Origin of the sequence: Oceanibaculum sp. (assembly GCF_022449305.1) — a bacterium.
GTDB classification, from domain to species: Bacteria; Pseudomonadota; Alphaproteobacteria; order Oceanibaculales; family Oceanibaculaceae; genus Oceanibaculum; species Oceanibaculum indicum.
Window position 1 is genome coordinate 19,124 of record NZ_JAKUSO010000028.1, and the last position, 20,723, is coordinate 39,846.

19 protein-coding genes and 1 tRNA gene are annotated in these 20,723 nt (G+C 64.2%); 8 read left to right on the plus strand and 12 right to left on the minus strand.

The features are described from left to right. Positions 1–35: 35 nt before the first annotated feature. The 6 genes from MK313_RS10215 to MK313_RS10240 all read right to left on the minus strand — a co-directional run bounded on the left by MK313_RS10215 (position 36) and on the right by MK313_RS10240 (position 6,531). Complete coding sequence (locus MK313_RS10215) at positions 36–1,436, minus strand: M20 family metallopeptidase (protein WP_287781339.1); 1,401 nt, start codon at positions 1,434–1,436, stop codon at positions 36–38. 331 nt (positions 1,437–1,767) lie between these two features. After that, the gene (locus tag MK313_RS10220) at positions 1,768–2,658 is read right to left on the minus strand and encodes a hypothetical protein (protein ID WP_287781341.1); all 891 of its coding nucleotides are present in this window, start codon (positions 2,656–2,658) and stop codon (positions 1,768–1,770) included. Positions 2,659–2,673: 15 nt separating this feature from the next. Next, the gene (gene radC, locus MK313_RS10225) at positions 2,674–3,408 is read right to left on the minus strand and encodes a RadC family protein (protein ID WP_287781343.1); all 735 of its coding nucleotides are present in this window, start codon (positions 3,406–3,408) and stop codon (positions 2,674–2,676) included. A 75-nt stretch (positions 3,409–3,483) separates the two neighbouring features. Next, positions 3,484–4,902, minus strand: a complete 1,419-nt coding sequence (locus MK313_RS10230) for an amidase (RefSeq protein WP_287781345.1) — start codon at positions 4,900–4,902, stop codon at positions 3,484–3,486. An 89-nt stretch (positions 4,903–4,991) separates the two neighbouring features. Further along, positions 4,992–5,795 carry a type I methionyl aminopeptidase gene (gene map, locus MK313_RS10235; protein ID WP_287781347.1) on the minus strand — a complete coding sequence of 268 codons (804 nt, stop codon included), beginning with the start codon at positions 5,793–5,795 and terminating at the stop codon, positions 4,992–4,994. 169 nt (positions 5,796–5,964) lie between these two features. Further along, the gene (locus MK313_RS10240) at positions 5,965–6,531 is read right to left on the minus strand and encodes a PAS domain-containing protein (RefSeq protein WP_121216956.1); all 567 of its coding nucleotides are present in this window, start codon (positions 6,529–6,531) and stop codon (positions 5,965–5,967) included. Between the two features lie 109 nt (positions 6,532–6,640). Here MK313_RS10240 and MK313_RS10245 point away from each other — a divergent pair, with 109 nt between their 5' ends. Both MK313_RS10245 and MK313_RS10250 read left to right on the plus strand, forming a co-directional pair. Next, positions 6,641–7,423: a competence/damage-inducible protein A gene (locus MK313_RS10245; RefSeq protein ID WP_287781350.1), complete on the plus strand. Its 783-nt coding sequence runs from the start codon at positions 6,641–6,643 to the stop codon at positions 7,421–7,423. A 421-nt stretch (positions 7,424–7,844) separates the two neighbouring features. Continuing rightward, positions 7,845–7,931 (plus strand) — tRNA-Leu (locus MK313_RS10250). A gap of 56 nt (positions 7,932–7,987) precedes the next feature. Here the strand turns inward: MK313_RS10250 and putA are convergent. After that, positions 7,988–11,878 (minus strand): trifunctional transcriptional regulator/proline dehydrogenase/L-glutamate gamma-semialdehyde dehydrogenase, encoded by a 3,891-nt coding sequence (gene putA / locus MK313_RS10255; RefSeq protein WP_287781351.1) that lies wholly within the window; start codon positions 11,876–11,878, stop codon positions 7,988–7,990. A gap of 341 nt (positions 11,879–12,219) precedes the next feature. Between putA and MK313_RS10260 the strand changes: the two genes are divergently transcribed. Continuing rightward, positions 12,220–12,672 carry a DoxX family protein gene (locus MK313_RS10260; protein ID WP_008942752.1) on the plus strand — a complete coding sequence of 151 codons (453 nt, stop codon included), beginning with the start codon at positions 12,220–12,222 and terminating at the stop codon, positions 12,670–12,672. Between the two features lie 61 nt (positions 12,673–12,733). On the opposite strand, the gene MK313_RS10265 is transcribed toward MK313_RS10260, so the two are convergent. Next, entirely contained in the window at positions 12,734–14,269 is a 1,536-nt protein-coding gene (locus tag MK313_RS10265; protein WP_287781353.1) for an alkaline phosphatase family protein, read from the minus strand. Positions 14,270–14,446: 177 nt separating this feature from the next. Here MK313_RS10265 and MK313_RS10270 point away from each other — a divergent pair, with 177 nt between their 5' ends. From MK313_RS10270 to MK313_RS10285, 4 genes are all read left to right on the plus strand, one after another. After that, entirely contained in the window at positions 14,447–14,839 is a 393-nt protein-coding gene (locus MK313_RS10270; RefSeq protein WP_287781355.1) for a DUF6152 family protein, read from the plus strand. Then, the gene (locus tag MK313_RS10275) at positions 14,839–15,336 is read left to right on the plus strand and encodes a hypothetical protein (protein ID WP_287781356.1); all 498 of its coding nucleotides are present in this window, start codon (positions 14,839–14,841) and stop codon (positions 15,334–15,336) included. Before MK313_RS10270 ends, MK313_RS10275 begins: the two co-directional genes overlap by 1 nt. Before the next feature lie 87 nt (positions 15,337–15,423). After that, complete coding sequence (locus MK313_RS10280) at positions 15,424–15,807, plus strand: hypothetical protein (protein ID WP_287781357.1); 384 nt, start codon at positions 15,424–15,426, stop codon at positions 15,805–15,807. Positions 15,808–15,825: 18 nt separating this feature from the next. Further along, positions 15,826–16,839, plus strand: a complete 1,014-nt coding sequence (locus tag MK313_RS10285) for a calcium/sodium antiporter (protein WP_008942757.1) — start codon at positions 15,826–15,828, stop codon at positions 16,837–16,839. On the opposite strand, the gene MK313_RS10290 is transcribed toward MK313_RS10285, so the two are convergent. Continuing rightward, a complete protein-coding gene (locus MK313_RS10290) occupies positions 16,826–17,866 on the minus strand; it encodes a PAS domain-containing protein (protein WP_008942758.1) in 1,041 nt (346 codons plus the stop codon). The two genes, MK313_RS10285 and MK313_RS10290, sit on opposite strands and share 14 nt — an antisense overlap. Positions 17,867–18,025: 159 nt before the next feature. Between MK313_RS10290 and MK313_RS10295 the strand changes: the two genes are divergently transcribed. Beyond that, positions 18,026–18,946, plus strand: coding sequence for a PhzF family phenazine biosynthesis protein (locus tag MK313_RS10295; RefSeq protein ID WP_287781358.1), 921 nt, complete (start codon positions 18,026–18,028; stop codon positions 18,944–18,946). Positions 18,947–18,950: 4 nt separating this feature from the next. Here the strand turns inward: MK313_RS10295 and MK313_RS10300 are convergent, their stop codons facing one another. From MK313_RS10300 to MK313_RS10310, 3 genes are all read right to left on the minus strand, one after another. Next, positions 18,951–19,451 carry a MaoC family dehydratase gene (locus MK313_RS10300; protein ID WP_287781359.1) on the minus strand — a complete coding sequence of 167 codons (501 nt, stop codon included), beginning with the start codon at positions 19,449–19,451 and terminating at the stop codon, positions 18,951–18,953. Between the two features lie 36 nt (positions 19,452–19,487). Next, a complete protein-coding gene (locus tag MK313_RS10305; protein ID WP_287781360.1) occupies positions 19,488–20,078 on the minus strand; it encodes a hypothetical protein in 591 nt (196 codons plus the stop codon). 34 nt (positions 20,079–20,112) lie between these two features. Further along, on the minus strand, positions 20,113–20,723 hold a 611-nt coding region (locus MK313_RS10310), incomplete at its 5' end, for a CaiB/BaiF CoA transferase family protein (RefSeq protein WP_287781362.1).

Below are 20,723 nucleotides of genomic sequence, written 5' to 3' on the forward strand. Positions count from 1 at the left end.
GGCAAAGCAAGATACGGGCCAGAAATGCTGAACCGTCAGGCGGCCTTGCGCGCCGGCACCGACTTTTCGCCCAGATCCCAGAAAAGTCCGGCCATCATCTGCAGCCCCTCGCGGATGATCGGCAGCAGCGCATGCTCGTTCGGCGCATGCTGGGAGCAGGACGCATAGGAATGCGGGACCCATACGGTAGGCAATTTCAGCACGTCGGTAAAAATGTCATTGGGCAGCGAGCCGCCGAGATTGGGCAGGATCGCCGGCTTCGCCCCCAGCGTCGCCTCGATGGAGCCGACCGCCCACTTCACCCAGGGATCGTCCGGGTCCAGGCGCGTCGCCTTGAAATAGGCATCGCGGCTGGGCGCCAGCTGCACCGCCTGGAAGCCGCGCTCGTCCAGATGCTTGCGCAGGGACGGCAGGAAATTCTCCGGGTCGCTGCCGACCACGAAGCGGATCTGGCAATGCGCCTTGGCCGACGGCGGTATGGCGTTCACCGGGCGCTCCGGATTGCCGGTCTTGAAGGCCAGCACGTCGAAGCTGTTCCAGCCATAGACGCGCTCCGCCGGGGTCATGCCCGGCTCGCCCCACCATTCATCAATGGACGGGCCATCCTCGCCGCCATCGACGGTGCAGTCGGCCAGCGCGGCACGCACCGAATTGGGGATCGGTGTCGGCAGGAAGCCATCCACCAGGATCTTGCCGGTCGGCGAGCAGATGGAGGCAATGGCATGCGCCAGGATGACGCCGGGGTCGGCCAGCAGCCCGCCCCAGTTGCCGGAATGGTGCGCGCCCTCGCGCAGGTCCAGCCACATGTCGAAATTGAAGTTGCCGCGCGCGCCCAGGAAGATGGTCGGGCGGCCCGGCTGCAAACGCGGCCCGTCGGAGGCCAGCAGCAGGTCGGCGGAAAGCGCCTCCTTCTCCTGCTCGCACAGCAGCCGCAGGCCGGGGGAACCGGTCTCCTCCCCGGTCTCGATCAGCAGCTTGCAGTTGAAGCCGAGGTTCCCGCGCGCGCCGATCACCGACTTCAGCGCCTGGATGTTGATGGAGTGCTGGCCCTTATTGTCCGCCGTGCCGCGGCCATAGAGGCGCTCGCCCTCCTGCTTCATCTCCCAGGGGCCGATGCCGTCGCGCCACTGATCCTCCAGCCCGCGAATGACGTCGCCATGGCCGTAGCTCAGCACGGTCGGCAGGTGCGCGCCCTCGATGCGCTCGGCAATCAGGAACGGCCCGCCATGCGCCACCGGGTTGGGGACGATGCGGCAGGAAAAGCCGATGGCCTCCAGCGTCGGCTGCATCTCGTCGGTCAGGTAGGCCAGCAGCGCCTCCTTGCGCTCCGGGTTCTGGCTTTCCGTCGGGATCGCCACGCGCCGGGCGAGGTCTTTCAGGAACGTGCCATTGTCGAGTTGCGCCACCGCGTCCGCGATCGCCGCCTGCCTGCTCATGTCGTGATATCCATCGGTAGGGGTAGGAAGGAATTTGAACGAGTTTAGCGCCCAAGAAAGCCGGGCGGCAAGGTGGGGATACTAGGTTTCTTTTGGAACTCGCCGGTTTGCGCTTCATGCGCCCAATGGCGCTAGGCAGGTGAGTAGCCATCTCCCCTCACCCAGCTTCGGCTAGGCTCGTTCCTCGCCAAGCCTACGCAACCCTCTCCCCTTCCGGGGCGAGGGTATTCTCTTATAACCCTTTCTCTCCCTCGCCCCCTTGGGGGAGAGGGTTGCATAGCCTTATGAGCGAAGCGAATTAGGCGGAGCTGGGTGAGGGGGCAATAATCGACTATACAGATTTACTTTCCGTCCCATTCTCCTTTTTTATTTCAAAAAAATCTCCTAAATCTTTTGCCCTGTATTCTTCATGCGCGGGAATAACGCCCAATCCCAATGGATTTTTAGCTAAAGGATTATGCACAATTGCCATCGGCTGATAATTTCCATTTAATGCAGTTTCATCCAAATCCACAGCCCAAACCGCACTAGTACCTTCATAATTTTTGTCCCAAAAAGTATCCGTCGGCACATCAGCTCCCGACGGCTTACTGATGGCATTTCTATGCTGATGCCCTAAATCCTGAGCGGATTCTTTCGATAATTTGAAAGAAACTTGCATAGGCCCCACTGATAAAAGCGCCTCAACGGCAAATGGTGTTTGGCTAATGCCATTTATCTGTGGAGATATTCCATCAAGACCTCTCAAATTAATTCCGTTAATGCAAATAATACATATGTCTGATTCCCCAACAATGTTATTTATTTTGTATTTTTCAAATTTTGAATGTTTTTCTTTTATAGAAGATGTCCACCGTAAAAGAATCTCCTGATGAGGAAAAGAAAAGATACCGTATTTATGATTCAACCAATCCTCTGGAATGCCTTTAGGCTCGGGGGCAATAACCTCCACCCATACCCGGCATTCATTATGGTCAAAACAGAAGTCAGGCCCTTCACGGGGGTGAACCAATTCAACCCCGCGCGAAGCGAGTTTATGTGCAATAATTATTTCTGAAAACTGCTGCCAAAATAGATATTCATCTTTTGAATTTAACCGCTCCAAGGTAAATCGCTCAGAAAGACCTGAATCAAAATACCATTGGCCTATATCAATTATATTTTTCAGAGAATCTGGATCAGATTGATATTTTTGACCAAATCTTCTTCTAATTGCTTCCAAAATTACTGCCCCCCCCTACAACAGCCCCATGCTCTTGAAGCTGGCATGGTCGTCGCGGCCGATGACGACATGGTCGTGCAGCGCGATGCCGAGCGCCTTGCCGGCGGCCTGCACCTCCTTCGTCATCTCAATGTCGGCGCGGCTGGGCGTCGGGTCGCCGGACGGGTGGTTGTGCACCATGATGAGGGCGGAGGCGTGCAGCTCCAGCGCGCGGCGGATCACCTCGCGCGGATAGACCGGCGTCTGGTCCACCGTGCCCTGCTGCATCAGCTCGTCGGCGATGATCATGTTCTTGCGGTCGAGGAACAGCACGCGGAACTGCTCGCGCTTCTCGAAGCCCATGGAGGCCCGGCAGTAATCCAGCAAATCGCGCCAGGAGGCGATGACCGGCCGATTCAGGATGCGCTGGCGCAGCAGCCGGTGCGACCCGGCCTGCACGATCTTCAGCGCGGCCAGCGCACTCTCCCCTACCCCGTCGATCTCGGCCAGCGCGTGCGGGTCGGCGCTGATGACCTCCGCGAAATTGCCGAACCGGTCGATCAGCCGCTTGGCCAGCGGCTTCATGTCGCCGCGCGGCTGGGCCAGGAACAGCACCAGCTCCAGCAGCTCATAGTCCGGCAGGCAGTCCGCCCCGGCCGACAGGAAGCGCTCGCGCAGGCGCTTGCGATGGCCGTGATAATGCGGCCGCTCCACGCTTTCCGCGCAGCCGCCGTTTCCCGGCCCCAGCTCCGCCATGTTGTGTCTGGCCATGCCGCACCATCCCTGATTGGCGTTCCCGCCATTGAACGGTCTGGCGCCCGGCTTGGCAAGGGGGGGTGTCCCCCCTCAGTGCGTCACATTCGCGGCCTTCGGCATCACGAAGGGGTGGGCCGCCTCATAGGCGCGGGCGGCCTGCAGCACCAGTGAGTCGGCATGCGCCGGGCCGACGATCTGCAGCCCGATCGGCAGGCCTGCCCTAATGAAGCCGCAGGGCGCGCTGGCGGCGGGCTGCTGCGTCAGGTTGAACGGATGGCTGAAGGGCGACCAGTCCGGCCAGCGGGTGAAGCCCTTGCCGGCCGGGAATTCGATGCCGGCCTCGAAGGCGGGCAGCGGCAGGGTCGGCGTCAGCAGAAGGTCATAGCTCTCATGGAACAAATTCATGGTGAGGCCAAGGGCGGAGCGCGCCTCGGCGGCCTTCGCGATCTGCTCCGACGTATAGGTCAGCCCCTCCTCCGCCACCTCGACGAAGCCGGGGTCCATCAGCTTGCGCTGCTCCGGCGTCAGCTTGCGGTAGAGGTTGGCCGCACCGAAATACCAGTGGGTGCGGAACACCCAGGCCGGGTCCTCGAAGCCGGGATCGACCTCGTCCACCTCCGCCCCCATATCGACGAAGACCTGCACCGCGCGCTTCACCACTTCGGCGATCACCGGATCGACCTTCGCATAGCCCAGCGCCGGGCTGTAGGCGATGCGCAGCCCCTCGACGCCATCCTCCAGCCCGATGCGGTAGTCGCGCCCGTCATAGGGCAGGGAGAACCAGTCGCGCGCATCCGGCATGGCAATCGCGTTCATCATCAGCGCCGTGTCGCCCACGGTGCGGGTCATCGGCCCGACATGCGAGAGCGTGCCCATCGGGCTGGCCGGGAAGGCCGGCACCCGGCCGAAATGCGCCTTCAGCCCGAAAATGCCGGTGAAACCCGCCGGCATGCGGATCGAGCCGCCGCCATCGGTACCGATATGCAGGCAGCCCATGCCGAGTGCGGCCGCCGCCGCCGCCCCACCTGACGAGCCGCCCGGTGTCTTGGAGGTATCCCAGGGGTTTCGCGTGATGCCGGTCAGCGGGCTGTCGGTCACGCCCTTCCAGCCATATTCCGGCGTGGTGGTCTTGCCCAGCAGCACCGCCCCTTCCTCGCGCAGCCGCGCCACGGCGGGCGCGTCTTCCGGCCAGTTCTGGTTGCGTGCCACGGTCTTGCTGCCGCGCAGGGTGGGCCAGCCCTCGCTGAGGATCAGATCCTTCACCGTCGCCGGGACGCCATCGACCATGCCGCGCGGCTCGCGCTGCATCCAGCGCGCTTCCGAGGCGCGGGCGGCGGCCAGCGCCGCCTCGGCATCGACCAGGCAGAAGGCGTTCACATGCTTATCGACCGCCTCGATGCGCGCCAGAATGGCCTTCGTCACCTCGACCGGCGACAGGCTCTTGCGGCGATAGTGCTTCAGCAGCTCGGTCGCCGGGAGATAGCAGATATCGGTATTGTCGTTTGTCATTGGCCTACCCTGTTCCGTTGGGCAGACCTTAGCGAAGCGCGGGCGCGTTTGACCAGCCCCCGAAAGGGCTGATCCAGATCAGAGCAAGATCAGACGTAAGGCGGCCGATCCCAGCCTTTGGGCGAGGATGTGAAAATCTCGAACCCGTCCTCGGTCACGGCGATGGAATGCTCGAACTGGGCGGATAGCGAGCGGTCCTTGGTCACCGCCGTCCAGTCATCGGCCAGCACCTTCACGTCATAGCGGCCAGCATTGATCATCGGCTCCACCGTGAAGAACATGCCCGGGCGCAGCGCGATGCCCTTGCCCGGCTTGCCGTAATGCAGAATCGACGGCGCGTCGTGGAACACCTTGCCAAGCCCGTGGCCGCAGAAGTCGCGCACCACGGAGAAGCGGCTGGCCTCGGCATGGGTCTGGATGGCGTGGCCGATATCACCCAGCGTGGCGCCCGGCTTCACCGCCTGGATCCCCAGCATCATCGCCTCATAAGTCACGTCGATCAGCTTCTGCGCCTTCACGCCGATCTTGCCGACACCGAACATGCGGCTGGTGTCGCCATGCCAGCCATCCAGGATAACCGTCACGTCGATGTTCAGGATATCGCCCTCGGCGAGCTTCTTGTCGCCGGGGATGCCGTGGCAGACGACATGGTTGACCGAGGTGCAGATCGATTTCGGAAAGCCGCGATAGCCCAGCGGCGCCGGGATTGCGCCATGCTCCACAATATAGTCGTGGCACAGCTTATCCAGCGCGCCCGTGGTCACGCCGGGCTGCACATGGGGGGTGATGAAATCCAGCGTCTCGGCCGCCAGCCGGCCGGCGCGCCGCATGCCCTCGAAGCCGGCGGCGTCGTGGATCTTGATGCTGCGCTCTTCGCGTCGGTGGTCTTCCATGACCTGATCCTTATCGCATGGAAACGGGCCGGAATCACGCTTATCCGGCGTAAAAGCGGGGCCTATACCGCCAAGCGGGCCTGTTTGTCCAGCGAGATGGGGATAGCGGGTGCCCGCGTCACCCGCATTTTCGGCAGATCAGCCCTACTTCCGCTCCCTACCCCCACCCCTACCAGCGCATTCCGGTGGCACTGGCCTTGCCGCCGGCCTCCGGCTCCAGTTCGCTCTCTTTGCCATCCTTCACCACGCCGACCTTCGGCACGATGCAGCCGATGATCGAGGTCACCCTGTCGCTGTCCGCCGACAGCGGCAGCAGCAACCGCTCATAGGAGGCGAACCAGAGATCCTTGTAGAAACGCTGGGTCTGGCAGGTGGGCGCGCGGCTCTCCACAACCTCGCGGTAGGCATTGCCGGCGATGCGGCGGAACAGCGGGTTCGGCATCTGGTCCACATATTTGCCTTCGGGATTGCCGCCATAGAAGCGCTGCAGCGCCATGCCGATGGTGCGGTAGCGGTAACGCGGCGGCGCATCCGTCCCGTTCTCCGGCCACACTACCTCGACATGCAGGATGTTCAGCAACTCGTCGGCCAGATCGAGCGGCCCGATGCGGCCGGGATCTGGCATGCGGTAGCCGTCGGCGGCCCGCAGCCACATCGCATAGAGCCGCTGCAGCCGCGGACTGACGATGCGCATCGGGCGCGGTGAGGCGGCCGGCGCGGCCTTGGCGGGGGTCATTCTGCTTCTATCCCTTTCCTGCGCGCCGGGCGCGGCCTATCTTCTCCCGGCGCCCTCGCATTCTCTTCCGGGCCGGATTCATAGAACAAGAAAGTTAAGGTTTCATCCCATGGAATCAAACCCCGCCCCTACTGCCGCTCTCCTCATCATCGGCAATGAGGTGCTGTCCGGCCGCACCAAGGATGCCAACCTCTCCCATCTCGGAACGCAGCTCTCGGAGATGGGCATCCGCATGATGGAGGCGCGCGTGGTGCCCGACATCGAGGCGCGGATCATTGAGGCGGTGAACGAGCTGCGGGCGCGCTACACCTATGTCTTCACCACCGGCGGCATCGGGCCGACGCATGACGACATCACCTCGGCCTGTATCGCCAAGGCCTTCGGCGTGAATCTCATCCGCCACCCCGAGGCGATGGCCGTGCTGGCCGCGCATTACGCCGCGACCGGGGCGGAATTCAACGAGGCGCGCAAGAAGATGGCCGAGGTACCGGAAGGCGCCACGCTGGTCGAGAACCCGGTCTCCAAGGCGCCCGGCTTCCACATCGGCAATGTCTATGTCTTCGCCGGCATCCCACGGATCATGCAGGCGATGTTCGACAGCGTGCGCGGCGAGCTGGCGACCGGCGCGAAGATCGCCTCGCGCACCGTCTCCTGCCGCATCGGCGAGGGTACGCTGGCGCAGGGGCTGGGCGCCATCCAGACGCGCCACCCCGGCATCGATATCGGCAGCTACCCCTATTTCGCCGGCGGCGGCTTCGGCGTGTCGCTGGTGCTGCGCGGCACCGACGAGGCCACTCTGGACGCGGCGGCGGACGAGGTCCGCGCGCTCATCCGCAGCCTCGGCGGCGAACCGGTCGAGGGCGAACCGGTGAAGGAAGAGGCCGGGAAGTAGGTAAGGCTCTGGGAGGGGCGGCGCGTCGCCAAGGCCGCAGCCTCCCGGTATGCCATATGCCGTTTATCTCTGCCCGTTACTCCCGCCATCCCCTCTAGCCGTCACCCCCGCATTTATTGCCCAAGGGCGCTTAGGGGGTCCAGGCCTCCGCTAGCTGGATATCCGCCCGAGTAAGCTGCCCCCTGGATTCCCGGCACAAGGCCGGGAATGACAACACAAAATGTGGCAGCGAAGCAGAGTTACTTTTCTCATTCGTCACCCTCGGGCTTGACCCGAGGGTCCAGCAGTCCGTGCAGTTCGCTCGGTCAATGGATGGTCGGGTCAAGCCCGACCATGACGAAATTAATCGCTAACCCTTGCCACCATCGGCGATTGTCTTGCCGCCCTCCGGCGCGCTATCAAGGGCGCGGCCACTCCCCCTGCCCGCTTGGCGGAATCGGTAGACGCAGCAGACTTAAAATCTGTTTTCCTCCGGGAAGTGCCGGTTCGAGTCCGGCAGCGGGCACCAAAGGGGGTAACAGGGGCGCAACAGGGGGGCTCTAAGCCCCCCCTATCCCCATCCCCCTACCCGATGGTCATCAGGCTGGCATTGCCGCCGGCCGCAGCCGTGTTGATGCTGACCGCGCATTCCTCCAGCAGCATGAACAGCGGGTAGTCGTCGCGACCCTCGGCCAGATCCTCGCGGGTGACGCCATGCACCGGCACGATGGCGCCGTCCCGTTCCGCCAGCGCCCTGTTCGCCGCCAGCAGCGCGTCGCTGTCGCCCTCGAACAGCAGCGCCGCGCAATCGGCCTTCGCCGCATCCCCGACCGGCTGGATCAGCGCCGTCACCGTTTCCGGCGCGCCCGCGAACAGCGCCATCCAGTCGGAGGGCACCAGCGCCCGGTTGCCGGTCGCCAGCGCGGCGCCGACCTGCCGCAGCAAGCCATCCTCGCTCTGCGGCCTGCAGGCGATGGCCCCGCGCGGCGTCAGCGAATAGAGGTTGCGCTCCCCCACCGGTCCCGGCAGCTCGACCGAGGCGCCCAGCAGGCTGCGTTCCAGATAGCGGCTAACCGCCTCGGCGGCCTCCGTCTTGCCCTGCGCCGCCAGCCAGTCGCGATAGGCAACAGCCGGGGCCAGCGCCTGCTCAGAGGGGGCGAGGCCGACCTGCTTGTCCGCCGGGCGGCGCGACAGCAGCCGGTGCAGATAGAGCGGCCCGCCCGCCTTCGGCCCGGTGCCGGACAGGCCGCGCCCGCCGAAGGGCTGCACCCCGACCACCGCACCAATCAGGTTGCGGTTCACATAGATATTGCCGGCCTCCGCCTGGGCGGTCAGCTTCGCGATGGTCTCGTCGATGCGGCTGTGCACGCCGAAGGTCAGGCCATAGCCGGTGCCGTTGATCGCCTCGACCAGTGCCTTCAGCTTTGACCGGCGGTAGCGCACGACATGCAGCACCGGGCCGAACACCTCGCGCTCCAGTTCGCCGATATCGCCGATCTCGATCAGCGTGGGGGCAACGAAGGTGCCGTGCTTCGCCGCCGCCGGCAGCTCCGCCTGTTCCACCTTGTGGCCGCTGGCGCGCATCGCCTCGATATGGCGCTGGATGGTCTGGCGCGCCTCTTCGGTGATGACCGGTCCGATATCGGTCGCAAGCCGGTCCGGATTGCCCACCGTCAGCTCCGCCAGCGCACCGCGCAGCATCTCCAGCACGCGGTCGGCAATCTCCTCCTGGAGGCACAGCACGCGCAGGGCGGAGCAGCGCTGGCCGGCGGAATCGAAGGCCGACATCAGCACATCCAGCACCACCTGTTCCGGCAGGGCGGAGCTGTCCACGACCAGCGCGTTCTGGCCGCCGGTCTCGGCAATCAGCGGAATCGGCTTGCCGTCGGCGTTCAGCCGTTCGGCAAGGGTGGAGCGGATCAGCCGCGCCACCTCGGTCGAGCCGGTGAACATGACGCCCGCCGTGCGCGCATCCGCGACCAGCGCGGCGCCAACCTTTCCATCGCCCGGCAGCAGTTGCAGCGCGCCGGCCGGCACGCCGGCCTCATGCAGCAGCCTTACCGCCTCGGCGGCGATCAGCGGTGTTTCCTCGGCGGGCTTGGCCAGCACCGCATTGCCGGCGGCAAGGGCCGCCGCCACCTGCCCGGTGAAGATCGCCAGCGGGAAGTTCCACGGGCTGATGCAGACCACCGGCCCCAGTGGGCGGTGCGTGTCATTGGCGAATCCGTCGCGCACCTGCACGGCGTAGTAGCGCAGGAAATCCACCGCCTCGCGCACCTCGCCGATGGCGTTGGGCAGCGACTTGCCGGCCTCGCGCACGATCAGGCCGAGCAGCGCCTGCAGGCGCGCCTCCATCAGGTCGGCGGCACGGTCGAGGCAGGCTGCACGCTCCTCCGGCGGGGTCGACTGCCAGATCGGCGCGTAGCTGGCCGCGTGCCCCATCGCCGCCGTGACAGTCTCCTCCGTGGCATCAAAGCAGGTGCCGACAAGATCGCGGTGGTCGGCGGGGTTGCGGATCGCGCGCTCAGTGCCCGCCGCCGGTCCGTCGGCCAGCAGCGGTTCCGCCCGGTAGGGCATCTCCACCCCGGTCAGCAGCGCGCCGGACAGCGAGGCCAGTCGCTGCTCGTTGGTGAGGTCGAGGCCGGCGGAATTCGCTCGCGCCGGCCGAAACAGGTCGCGCGGCAGGGAAATCTTCGGATGCGGCGCGCCGACCGGCGTGATTGCGGCGGCCTGTTCCACCGGATCGGCGATCAGGTCGTCCACCGGGATGGAGCGGTCGGCAATGCGGTTCACGAAGGAGGTATTGGCCCCATTCTCCAGCAGCCGGCGCACCAGATAGGCCAGCAGCGTCTCGTGCGTGCCGACCGGCGCGTAGATGCGGCAGGGCCGGTTCAGCTTGTTGTGGCCGACCACCTCGTCATAGAGCGGCTCGCCCATGCCGTGCAGGCACTGGAACTCGTACTGGCCGGCGTAGTAATTGGCCCCTGCCAGATGGTAGATGGTCGCCAGCGTGTGCGCGTTGTGCGTGGCGAATTGCGGGAACACCGCATCGGGTGCGGCCAGCAGCTTGCGCGCGCAGGCGATATAGGACACGTCGGTATAGAGCTTGCGGGTATAGACCGGAAAACCCTCCAGCCCGTCCTGCTGGGCGCGCTTGATCTCGCCATCCCAGTAGGCGCCCTTCACCAGCCGGATCATCAGCCGGTGGCCGCTGCGCCGCGCCAGGTCGATCACATAGTCGATCACGAAGGGCGCGCGCTTCTGATAGGCCTGGATGACGAAGCCGATGCCGTTCCAGCCGGCAAGGTCCGGATCGAAGCAGAGCGATTCCAGCAGGTCGAGGGAGATTTCCAGCCGGTCGGCCTCCTCCGCATCGATGTTCAGGCCGATATCATACTGCTTCGCCAGCAGCACCAGCGTCTTCAGGCGCGGCAGCAGCTCGCCGGTCATGCGCTCGTACTGGCTGCGCGAATAGCGCGGATGCAGCGCCGACAGCTTCACCGAGATGCCCGGCCCCTCATAGATGCCGCGCTTGCCCGCCGCCTTGCCGATGGCGTGGATCGCCTGTTCGTAGTCGCGGTAATAGCGGTCGGCATCCGCCGCCGTGACCGCCGCCTCGCCCAGCATGTCGTAGGAATAGCGGAAGCCGCGCGATTCATATTTGCGGCTGTTGGCCAGCGCCTCGGCGATGGTCTGGCCGGTCACGAACTGCTCGCCCATCATGCGCATGGCGATATCGACGCCCTTGCGGATCAGCGGCTCGCCGCCCTTGCCGATCAGCCGCGTCAGCGCGGAGGACAGGCCGGCCTCACTGCTGGTGCTGGTCAGCCGGCCGGTCACCAGCAGGCCCCAGGTGGCGGCATTCACGAACAGCGACGGGCTGTGGCCGATATGCGCCTCCCAGTCGCCGACGCCGATCTTGTCGCGGATCAGCGCGTCGCGGGTCGCCCGGTCGGGGATGCGCAGCAGCGCCTCCGCCAGGCACATCAGCGCCACGCCTTCCTGGCTGGACAGCGAATATTCGTGGATCAGCGCCTCGACGCCGCCGCCATGCATCTTCTCGCGCAGCGCCTCGACCAGCGTGCGGGCAAGATCCTTCGCCGGTTCGGTGACGCTCTTCGGCAGGCTGGCCTGGGTCAGCAGCAGCGGCAGGCATTCCGGCTCCGGCCGACGGTAGGCGGCGGTGATCTTGGCGCGCAGCACGCTTTGCGGCTGCACCGACTGGGCGAATTCCAGGAAGGGCGTCAGCGCCGCTTCCTCCGCCGTCTCGGCAAGCTCCGCCTCTGCCGCGTCCTCGCCCAGGATCGCCGCCAGCGTGCCGCCGCGCTCGATATGCTCGATGGTGGACAGCATCGACTGCTTTACCAGCCAGTGTGGCGAACGGCCAACCTGCTCCGCCGCCGCCTTCAGCCGGGCGCGCAAGCGTTCGTCGATCTTCACGCCGATGGTGGTGGACGCGCTCTTGCTGCTGCTCATGGCCTGCTCCGGGCGACTGGTTGCACCTCGCGCAGGATAAGGTTGCACCAGAATAGGTGCAACTGGAGTTTGATGGGAGTGGTGAAGCGGAGGCTGCCTGCCCTTCTATCTCCTTCGTCACCCTCGGGCTTGACCCGAGGGTCCAGACAGGCGGCGCCGTTCGCTGGATGGTCGGATCAAGTCCGACCATGACGATGGAGGTGCATACATCCAAATGTCTCCATTTCGGCGACAATATGTTTCGACAAAGCCGGATTGTGCACACAAATGGAAAGCGTATTTTCATCCCCAAGGGCGGCCGGACGTTCCGGCCAGGCCATTCAGTTTCGGAGGGATGAGAGATGAACACCGCAACGATCAATACCCAACCCAGCGCCCAGAACGTCGCCTATGCGGCGCTGGTGACCCGCCTGTCGCTGGGCGTGATGTACCTGGCCCATGGCCTGCTGAAGGTCCTGGTCTTCACCCCGGCCGGCACGGTGGGGTTCTTCGAATCGCTCGGCCTGCCGGGCGTCTTCGCCTATTTGACAATCCTGGCGGAGGTTGGCGGCGGGCTGCTGCTGATCGCTGGCATCGGCACGCGGCTGGTCGCGGCGGCGCTGATCCCGGCGCTACTGGGCGCGCTGTTCCTGGTGCATGCTGACAAGGGCTGGCTGTTCTCCGCCCCCGGCGGCGGCTGGGAATATCCGGCCTTCCTGATCGCGACATCGGTGGTGGCGGTCCTGCTGGGCAACGGCGCCTATGCGCTGGCCGACCGGCTGCCGGTGCTGCGGGACCTGAAGCTGGCCTCGTAACCTTCGGACAGCAACCGATTGGCAAGGGCGGCCCCTAACCGGGCCGCCCTTTGCTTTTGCGCTACCGCCCCCGCACCACCCCGCCGGGGCCGAGCATGAGGTTGGCGAGCGCGCCATATTCATGCTCCATGCGCCAGGACAGCAGGCGCTGGGCGCACTCCAGCATCACGCCGGCATGGGCCGGATCGGTTGCCAGGTTCCGCGTCTCCTGCGGGTCGCGGTCCATGTCGAACAGCAGCGGCGGCAGCGCGGTGAAATGCACGTATTTCCAGCGTTCCCCGCGCATCGCCATCAGCGTGCAGTGATCGGCCTTCAGCCCCAGCGGCTTTTGCAGCAGCGGCAGTCTTGCATCGCGGAAATCGAACAGGAAGCAGGCGGCATCGCGCCAGTCAGCCGGGGCCGGTCGTCCTTCCAGAAAGCCGGTCAGGGGCCGCCCGTCGCACTGGTCCGGCACGTCGAGGCCCAGCGCGTCCAGAATGGTCGGCATCACATCGACCGATTCGGTGAAGTCCGTCACTTGCCGGCCACCATCGGCACCCGGCGAGCGAACGATCAGCGGGATATGGAAGGCGGCATCGAACCAACCCTGCTTGCCGAGCAGGAAATGGTCGCCCAGCATCTCGCCATGGTCGCTGGTGAGGATGACCAGCGTGTCCTCCCACAGGCCTTCGCGCTTCAGGAAGCCAAACAGCCGGCCCAGATTGTCGTCCACCTCGCTCAGCAGCGCGTAATAGGTGGCGCGGAGCTGGCGCATGTCGCGCTCGCTCATCTCGGCGGCCAGCCCCTCGCCATGCTGGAAGAAAGCGGATTGCGGGATCGCCTCCAGCATCGCCTTCAGCAGCGGGTGCTGTGCCTTGTCTGATTCGATGTCGCCACGCAGCGGTACCGGCACATCATCCGGGTCGTACATCGCATTATAGGGCTCCGGCGCGATGAAGGGCGGGTGCGGCCGCAGGTAGGAGAGGTGCACGAAGAAGGGCTGCTCTCCCTGCATGGACAGATGCTCGATGACGCGGTCGGTCAGCCAGTGCGTCTCGCTGTCCTCCGCCCTGAAGCGTGCGGGCGCATAGGTCGGGCCCTTGTCGGGCGTGACCGCCGCCGGGTCGGGCCGGTAGATCTCGTGGCCCGGCCCCGGCACGCTGTAGCCCTTCGCCTTCAGGCTGGCGAGCCAGGGCTTCGCATCCTCCGGCAGCCGCACGCCGACGGTGAAGCCGAGCAGCACGCCCTCATAGGTCTCCAGCCTGGGATCGCCGGGCGGCAGTTCGCGCGGATCGGCGGATGTATCGGTATAGCCGAACAGCACCGGGTCATAGCCGGCCTTGCGCGCCTCCAGCGCTACGTTCGTGAAGCGCGCATCCAGCGGCGTACCGTTGCGGATCGAGCGGTGATTGTGCGGGTAGAGTCCGGCCAGCAGGCTGGCGCGCGACGGGCCGCAGGGCGAGGCATTGGCGTAATGCCGGCGGAAGAAGGTGCCCTCCGCCGCCAGCGCATCGATGTTGGGCGTACGCACCAGCGGATGCCCCGCCGCACCCAGCGTGTCGCCGCGCCACTGGTCAGCGGTGATCAGCAAGATGTTGCGCGGCCTGCGTGCAGTCATGGTTTTCCCCTTTTGCGCCATTTGGCGCCGTTTTCGGGGCCCATCATCGCCGAAGCGCCGCCGCCGTCCAGCGGATTTCGATGACGGTTCCACGACAGTTTCCGACACCCCTTGTCCTGCCCAAAATTCGTCGCACTTAGACTTTTAAGATCAGTAGAACAGACAGGAGGGAGAAACATGAAACCGGAGCCCATCGCCCTGCGTCCCCTGGCCCGCCGGCTCATGCTGATGCTGGCGCTGGCCGCCATCGCCGCCTTTGCCCTGCACCAGCACGCCAATGCGCATCATGGCTGGAGCAGCTACGATTCCTCCAAGCTCGTCACGCTGACCGGTGCCGTCGCCGAATCCAACTACGGCAACCCGCATGGCACCCTGACCATGACGGCCGAGGGCAAGAGCTGGCTGGTGATCCTGGCACCGCCGCACCGCATGGACAGCCGCGGCCTCTCGCCTGAAATGATTGCCACCGGCAAGGAAGTCACCGTCGAGGGCTATGTGAACCGCCAGGACCCGCAGGAACTGCGCGCCGAGCGCATCATGGCCGGGGGCAAGACGGTCGAACTGCGCTGATGCCGCCCGCCGCCGCAGGCCCTGCCATCCTGCACTGGCTGCAGGATGGCGCCATCGGCCGCGCCATGCGGGAGAGCCTGTGGCTGTTCCCGGCGGTGGAGATCGTCCATATCCTGGGCTTCGCCCTGCTGATCGGCACCATTATCGCGCTGGATTTGCGCATCCTCGGCTGGGGAAAGGCCCTGCTGCCCGTGGACAGGCTGGCGGCACTCACCCTGCCGCTGTCCGTCGCCGGCTTCGTGCTGGCGCTGCCCAGCGGGCTGATTCTGCTGACCACGGAGGCCGTGCATGTCGGCCAGAATCCTGCCTTCCTCGCGAAGATGGGGCTGATCCTGCTGGCCGGGCTGAACGCGCTGCTGCTGCACCGGGGCGCCTGGCGCACCGTTGCCGTCTGGCCACCGGATGCTCCGCCCCAGGCTGCGAAAGGTGCGGCCATCGCTTCGCTGGCGCTCTGGCTCTGCGTGCTGACCGCCGGCCGCATGATCGCCTATCTGTAAACCGGAAACAAACCGGATTCTCTTCGGTATTCCAGCGCTTTCGGTTATACTTATACGATAGGTGAACACCGGCTCGGGAGAGATCGGATGCCGAAGATCACGCGGGTCAATATCGGAGAAAAGGTCGATCATCTGATGTCGCGCGACATGCTGGACAAGGAAGCCCGCCTGAAACTGATGCGCTTCATGGAAGGCATCGAGATGTCGGTGTTCGCGGCCAACCGCGAGGTCATCCACAAGAAGGTGCAGAACCTCAACCAGCAGAATTTTCTGCGGCTGGCGACACGGGTGGCGGAGTTGCGCGCCGATTACCTTGCCAAGGCACTGACTTTCGGCGGCGGTGCCGGTCGGCCAAACCCTTCGGAAATCCAGGAACTGCGCCAGGCCCGCGAGGCCTATGAGGAGCTGATGCGTGCTTTCGAGGCGATGGAGCGCGCCATCGAGCGCGGCTATACCGACATCGCCCAGTAAGATTTCCCCGAGGCAGAAATGTTCGATACCTGGCTGCCGCTTCTGGGCGGCTTGATCCTACTTGTGGCGGGCGGCGACCTGCTGGTCCGCGGGGCTGTTCAAGTCGCCGGCAATCTTGGCGTCTCCCCGCTGGTGATCGGCCTCACGCTGGTCGGATTCGGGACATCGACGCCGGAACTCGTCACCTCCGTACAGGCGGCCCTGATCGGGTCGCCCGGCATCGCCTACGGCAACATCGTCGGCTCGAACATTGCCAACATCCTGCTGATCGTCGGCGCATCCGCTGTCCTGTTTCCGATTGTCGTCACCTCCGCCGCGCTGAAACGCGATGCGATGGTGATGGTCGCCGTAGCGTTGGGATTTGCCGCGCTGGCCGCTGTGATGCCGCTCGGCCGGGTCGTCGGCGTGGCCTTCATTGCCGCGCTCATGGCCTATGTCTACACCGCTTTCCGGCAGGAACGCCGGGCAACGGCCGCCGGAAACGGGGCAGGTCACGGAGAAGGCCATGGCGCGGTGTACGACAAGAGCGAAGCGTTGCAGCAGGCTGACCCCGGCACGGTACCGGCCGGCAATGCCGGGTTAGGCCGGCAGCTTTTCCTGCCGCTGGCGATTGCTCTCGCCGGCCTCGTCCTGGTCGTCCTGGGGGGTAATTTCCTGGTCAGCGGCGCGGTCACGCTCGCCCAGTCCTGGGGAATATCCGACACGGTGATCGGGTTGACCATCGTTGCCGTGGGCACGTCGCTGCCGGAATTCGTGACGTCCGTTCTTGCCGCGATCCGGCGCCAGGGCGATGTCGCCTTCGGCAACATCGTCGGATCGAACATCTACAATATTCTGGGCATTGGCGGCGCAACGGCGCTGATCGCCCCCGGAACCGTGCCGGCAGAGATCGTCAGCTTCGACAATCTGGTGATGATCGCCGTCTCTTTGCTGCTGGTGCTGTTCGCCTGGTCAGGCCTGCGGATCGCGCGCTGGGAAGGTGCGGTTCTCGCCGCCGGCTATGCGGCCTATGTCTACGCTATCTGGCCTTGAAGCGCTTATCGCGGAATTCCGCGAAGATCAGGATGCGGTTAACAGTCTCCCCGTCATCCGACAGCGGCAGCAAGATCTCCTGGAACATCTGCATCTTCGGATTCTCGCCGGCATAGGATGAGCGGCCAAAGCGCGGCAGCTTGCCATAGACGACCGACGCCAGCGTATCGAAGATCATGTTGCCGGGCTTCTTCTCGTCGAATTCCCGGAAGCTGCGCCCCTTCAGCCCCTTGCGCACGAAGGTGCCGACATGCTCGCCGATCAGCCGGTAGCGGAAGTCCAGCGGGTCGGGCTCCACTTCCAGCACCAGCGCATGCGGCAGCAGCTTCGGGATATCGACCGCATCGATATCAGCAAAGCGCGGCATGCGGCGGTCGCCGCGAATACGGTCCCAGTAGGCGAATCCCTCATCCAGGATGCTTGAGGTGAAGCGCGGCAGGTTCATCGGCGCATTGAGCGCGGACAGGCTGGAATCGCAGACTGCCACCGGCTCGACATGATCGTACTTTGCCACGGTCAGCACATATTCGACCTGCCCGTCCTCACTGCACAGCGGCAGCACAAGGGCCTCGTAGCTGGTGACGGTGACATCGTCCCATTTCGCGGTATTGCGGATGCGGTAGGGCAGCTTGCGCTCCACACAGAAGCGCATGCGGCGGCAGGTCTCCTCCGCCCCCTTCACCTCGTCCAGATAACGACCGCGCAGTTCGATACCGATGCTCTGGGTCACCAGCTCGCCGATGGTGCGTACCTTCAGGCGGATATCTTCTCCGCGCTCGACCTGAAGCAGGTATATCCAGGGCAGCAGGCGGCGCGGCAAAGTCGTGAAATCGAGGTCGATATAATGCGCATCGCCATTGGGACGGCGCAGCCGCTTCCAGTATTCGAACAACACCTTCAGGTCCGGGTCGGCGGCAGTCGCCGGATCGGCGATCACCATGCCCTCATCCTGCAGCGAATCATAAACGCACAGCATCGTGTCCGACTCCGTCGAACCAAGATTGCCCGGTATGTATTTCATGGTCATGCGAACCCGTTCGGCTGTCCGAATAGAAGTATCGCTGCGACTCGCTAACATTGCGTTAAACTGTCGCATTTGGAGAAAATGTAGCGGTGACAAGCTGTTGCTTGAGATTCCTCCGCTGCGCACCTAGCCTCCTGCCGAAACGCAACCGGGAGACCCGCCATGGCCGCACAGCGCCGCTACACCATCCTCAATGTCTTCGCCAACCGCCCGCTGGCCGGCAATCCGCTGGCCGTGGTGCTGGATGCCGATGGGCTGGACGACAAGGAAATGCAGGCGATCGCCCGGGAATTCAACCTCTCGGAGACGGTCTTCGTGCTGCCACCGGCGGAGGCCCGCCACCGCGCCGCCGTCCGCATCTTCACGCCGGGACGCGAACTGCCCTTCGCCGGCCATCCGACGGTGGGAACGGCGGTGCTGCTGGCGCTGCTGGACCCAGCAGCAGTGAAGGCGAAGGGCGCCAGCGCGGAAGCCTTCGGGCTGGAGGAGAAGATCGGCATCGTGCCTTGCGTCGCCGAGCCGAAGGGCGAACGGCAGGGCCGGGCGCGCTTCCGCCTGCCCCGCCTGCCGCAGAGCTGGGGTGAGGGGGTGAGCGTGGACAAGGCCGCCCGCGCGCTGGGGCTCCAGCCTTCGGAGATCGGCTTCGGCCAGCATGTGCCCAGCCGGATGTCGGCGGGCGTCAGGTTCGACATGGTGCCGGTCGCCACGCTGGATGCCATCGGGCGGGCACGGCCCGGTGCCGCCTTCGAGGAGGCATTCGGCGACAGCGACCACCCCGCCGTCTACCTCTACACCGCCGAGACGGTGGAGGCCGGCTCGCGCTTCCATGCCCGCATGTTCGCGCCGGGGCTCGGCGTGGCGGAAGACCCGGCCACCGGCTCCGCCGCCGCCTCCTTCGCTGGCGCCCTGATGCAGTTCGAGAAGCCGGGCGAGGGCACGCACGATTTCGTCATCGAGCAGGGCTACGAGATGGGCCGGCCCAGCCTGATCGACCTGCAGCTGGTCGTTGAAAAGGGCGCACTGGTCTCGGCGGAGATCGGCGGCGATGCGGTGATCGTCGCCGAGGGCACGCTGTACGCCTGAGCCCTTATGTGGCGGGCTGGCGCTTGCGCACGAGGTAGCGGTGCTGGCCGTCCAGCACCAGCTCCCGGCGCTGGTTGTGGATGGTGGAGCGCATGGCGATGACGCCGGTGGTGCGTTGCGGCGTCAATTCGGCGATCTCCAGCGCCGGATAGAGCGTGTCGCCCAGGAACACCGGCGTCAGGAAGCGCGAGGACTGGTCCAGGAAAGCGATCAGCGACTGCGAGACCTCATGCGGGAAGCGTCCTGCCCCCGCCGCCGTGAAGCACACCACCTGAAGCCCGTGCGCCAGCATGCCGGGCAGCCCATGCGCGCGGCAATACTCCACATCGTAATGGATCGGGTGATTGTCGCCGGACACGGTCTGGAAGGCCGCGAAATTGGATTCCGTAACCGTGCGGCTGGGCAGGCAATAACGCTCGCCCAGCCGGAAATCCTCGAACCAGCGCAACTCCGCCACCTGATGCGCGGCGGGATCGAACTCGCTGTCGCTATCGATACCTTTCATAACTTTCTATCCGCCATCTAGAATTCAGGATTATAGCTATGGCATTTCCGGTGTGTGCAGATGTACCTCTTCCCCCGACCCTTGATCTATGTCCTCTTTCTTGAGAAAGTTCCTCCAGCTCATCCAAGTTTTCCTAAAAACTTCATCTGCATAATATAAATTACCATCCTCCCTTATTCTAAGATAATACCTAAGATACCGTGTATCGATTTCATCTTCTGATGTTATTTGAAATCTAATAAATGGAGAAGACTTTGTTTTAATTGTCAAATCTGGATTATTAGATACAATAAAATGCTTTGATCCATTTGCTATCTCTTTACACAGTCTTAATTTGTATATTTTTTTAGTTATAAAGTCATAATATTGTTTTGAAAAACCTTCTCCCCTTTCATCAAACCCAATTATTCTCTTTAAATCTTCATGTGAAACATATTCCTTTATCCAATCAACCATACTCCAAGCAGAAATTGCAAAATCTAGCGCCGCAAAAGAACATTCTGGCCTACCATTAGCGCAGTATCTGCGCATTCTTTTCCAGTCATGAGACATTTTTCTTAGAAGGTCATAAGGGCCTCTCAGGCCAAACCGCGCATGTCGATTAACAGGCTTTTCGGATGAGGTCATTCGGATCTCTAAAAACAAAAATATTATTGATTTACTAAATTACATCGACATATCCGGCCTCGGCCAGCGCCGCGATGGCGGCCTCGTCATAGCCCAGCTCGCGCAGGATCTCCGCCGTATGCTCGCCCAGCAGCGGCGGCGTGCGGCTGGCCTTGCGCGCCTCTCCCTCGAAGCGTACCGGATAGCCGATGGTGCGGATCGGCCCCAGCACCGGATGCTCGCTGTCCGCCAGCAGGCCGCGTGCCGCCAGCTGCGGGTGCTCCAGCGCCTGATCCAGCGTGTGGATCGGCGCGCAGGGAAGCCCGGCCTCCGACAGGACGGACAGCCAGTGCGCGGTGGGCTGCGCCCTCACCTTCTCCTGCACCAGCGCCACGGTGCGGTCGAAATTGCGCACCCGCGCCGCGTTCGTCGCAAAGTCGGGATGATCGGCCTGTTCCTCCAGCCCCAGCAACGCGCAGAGCCGCCGCCACTGCGCATCATTACCGACGCCGACCATCAGCGCCCCGTCAGACGCCTCGAATGCCTGATAGGGGGCAAGCGAGGGATGGCCAGTGCCCATACGTTCCGGCAATTTGCCTGAGCGCCAGTAATTCTGCGCCAGATACCCCATCAGCCCCATCGCGCTGTCGAGCAGGGAGACTTCCC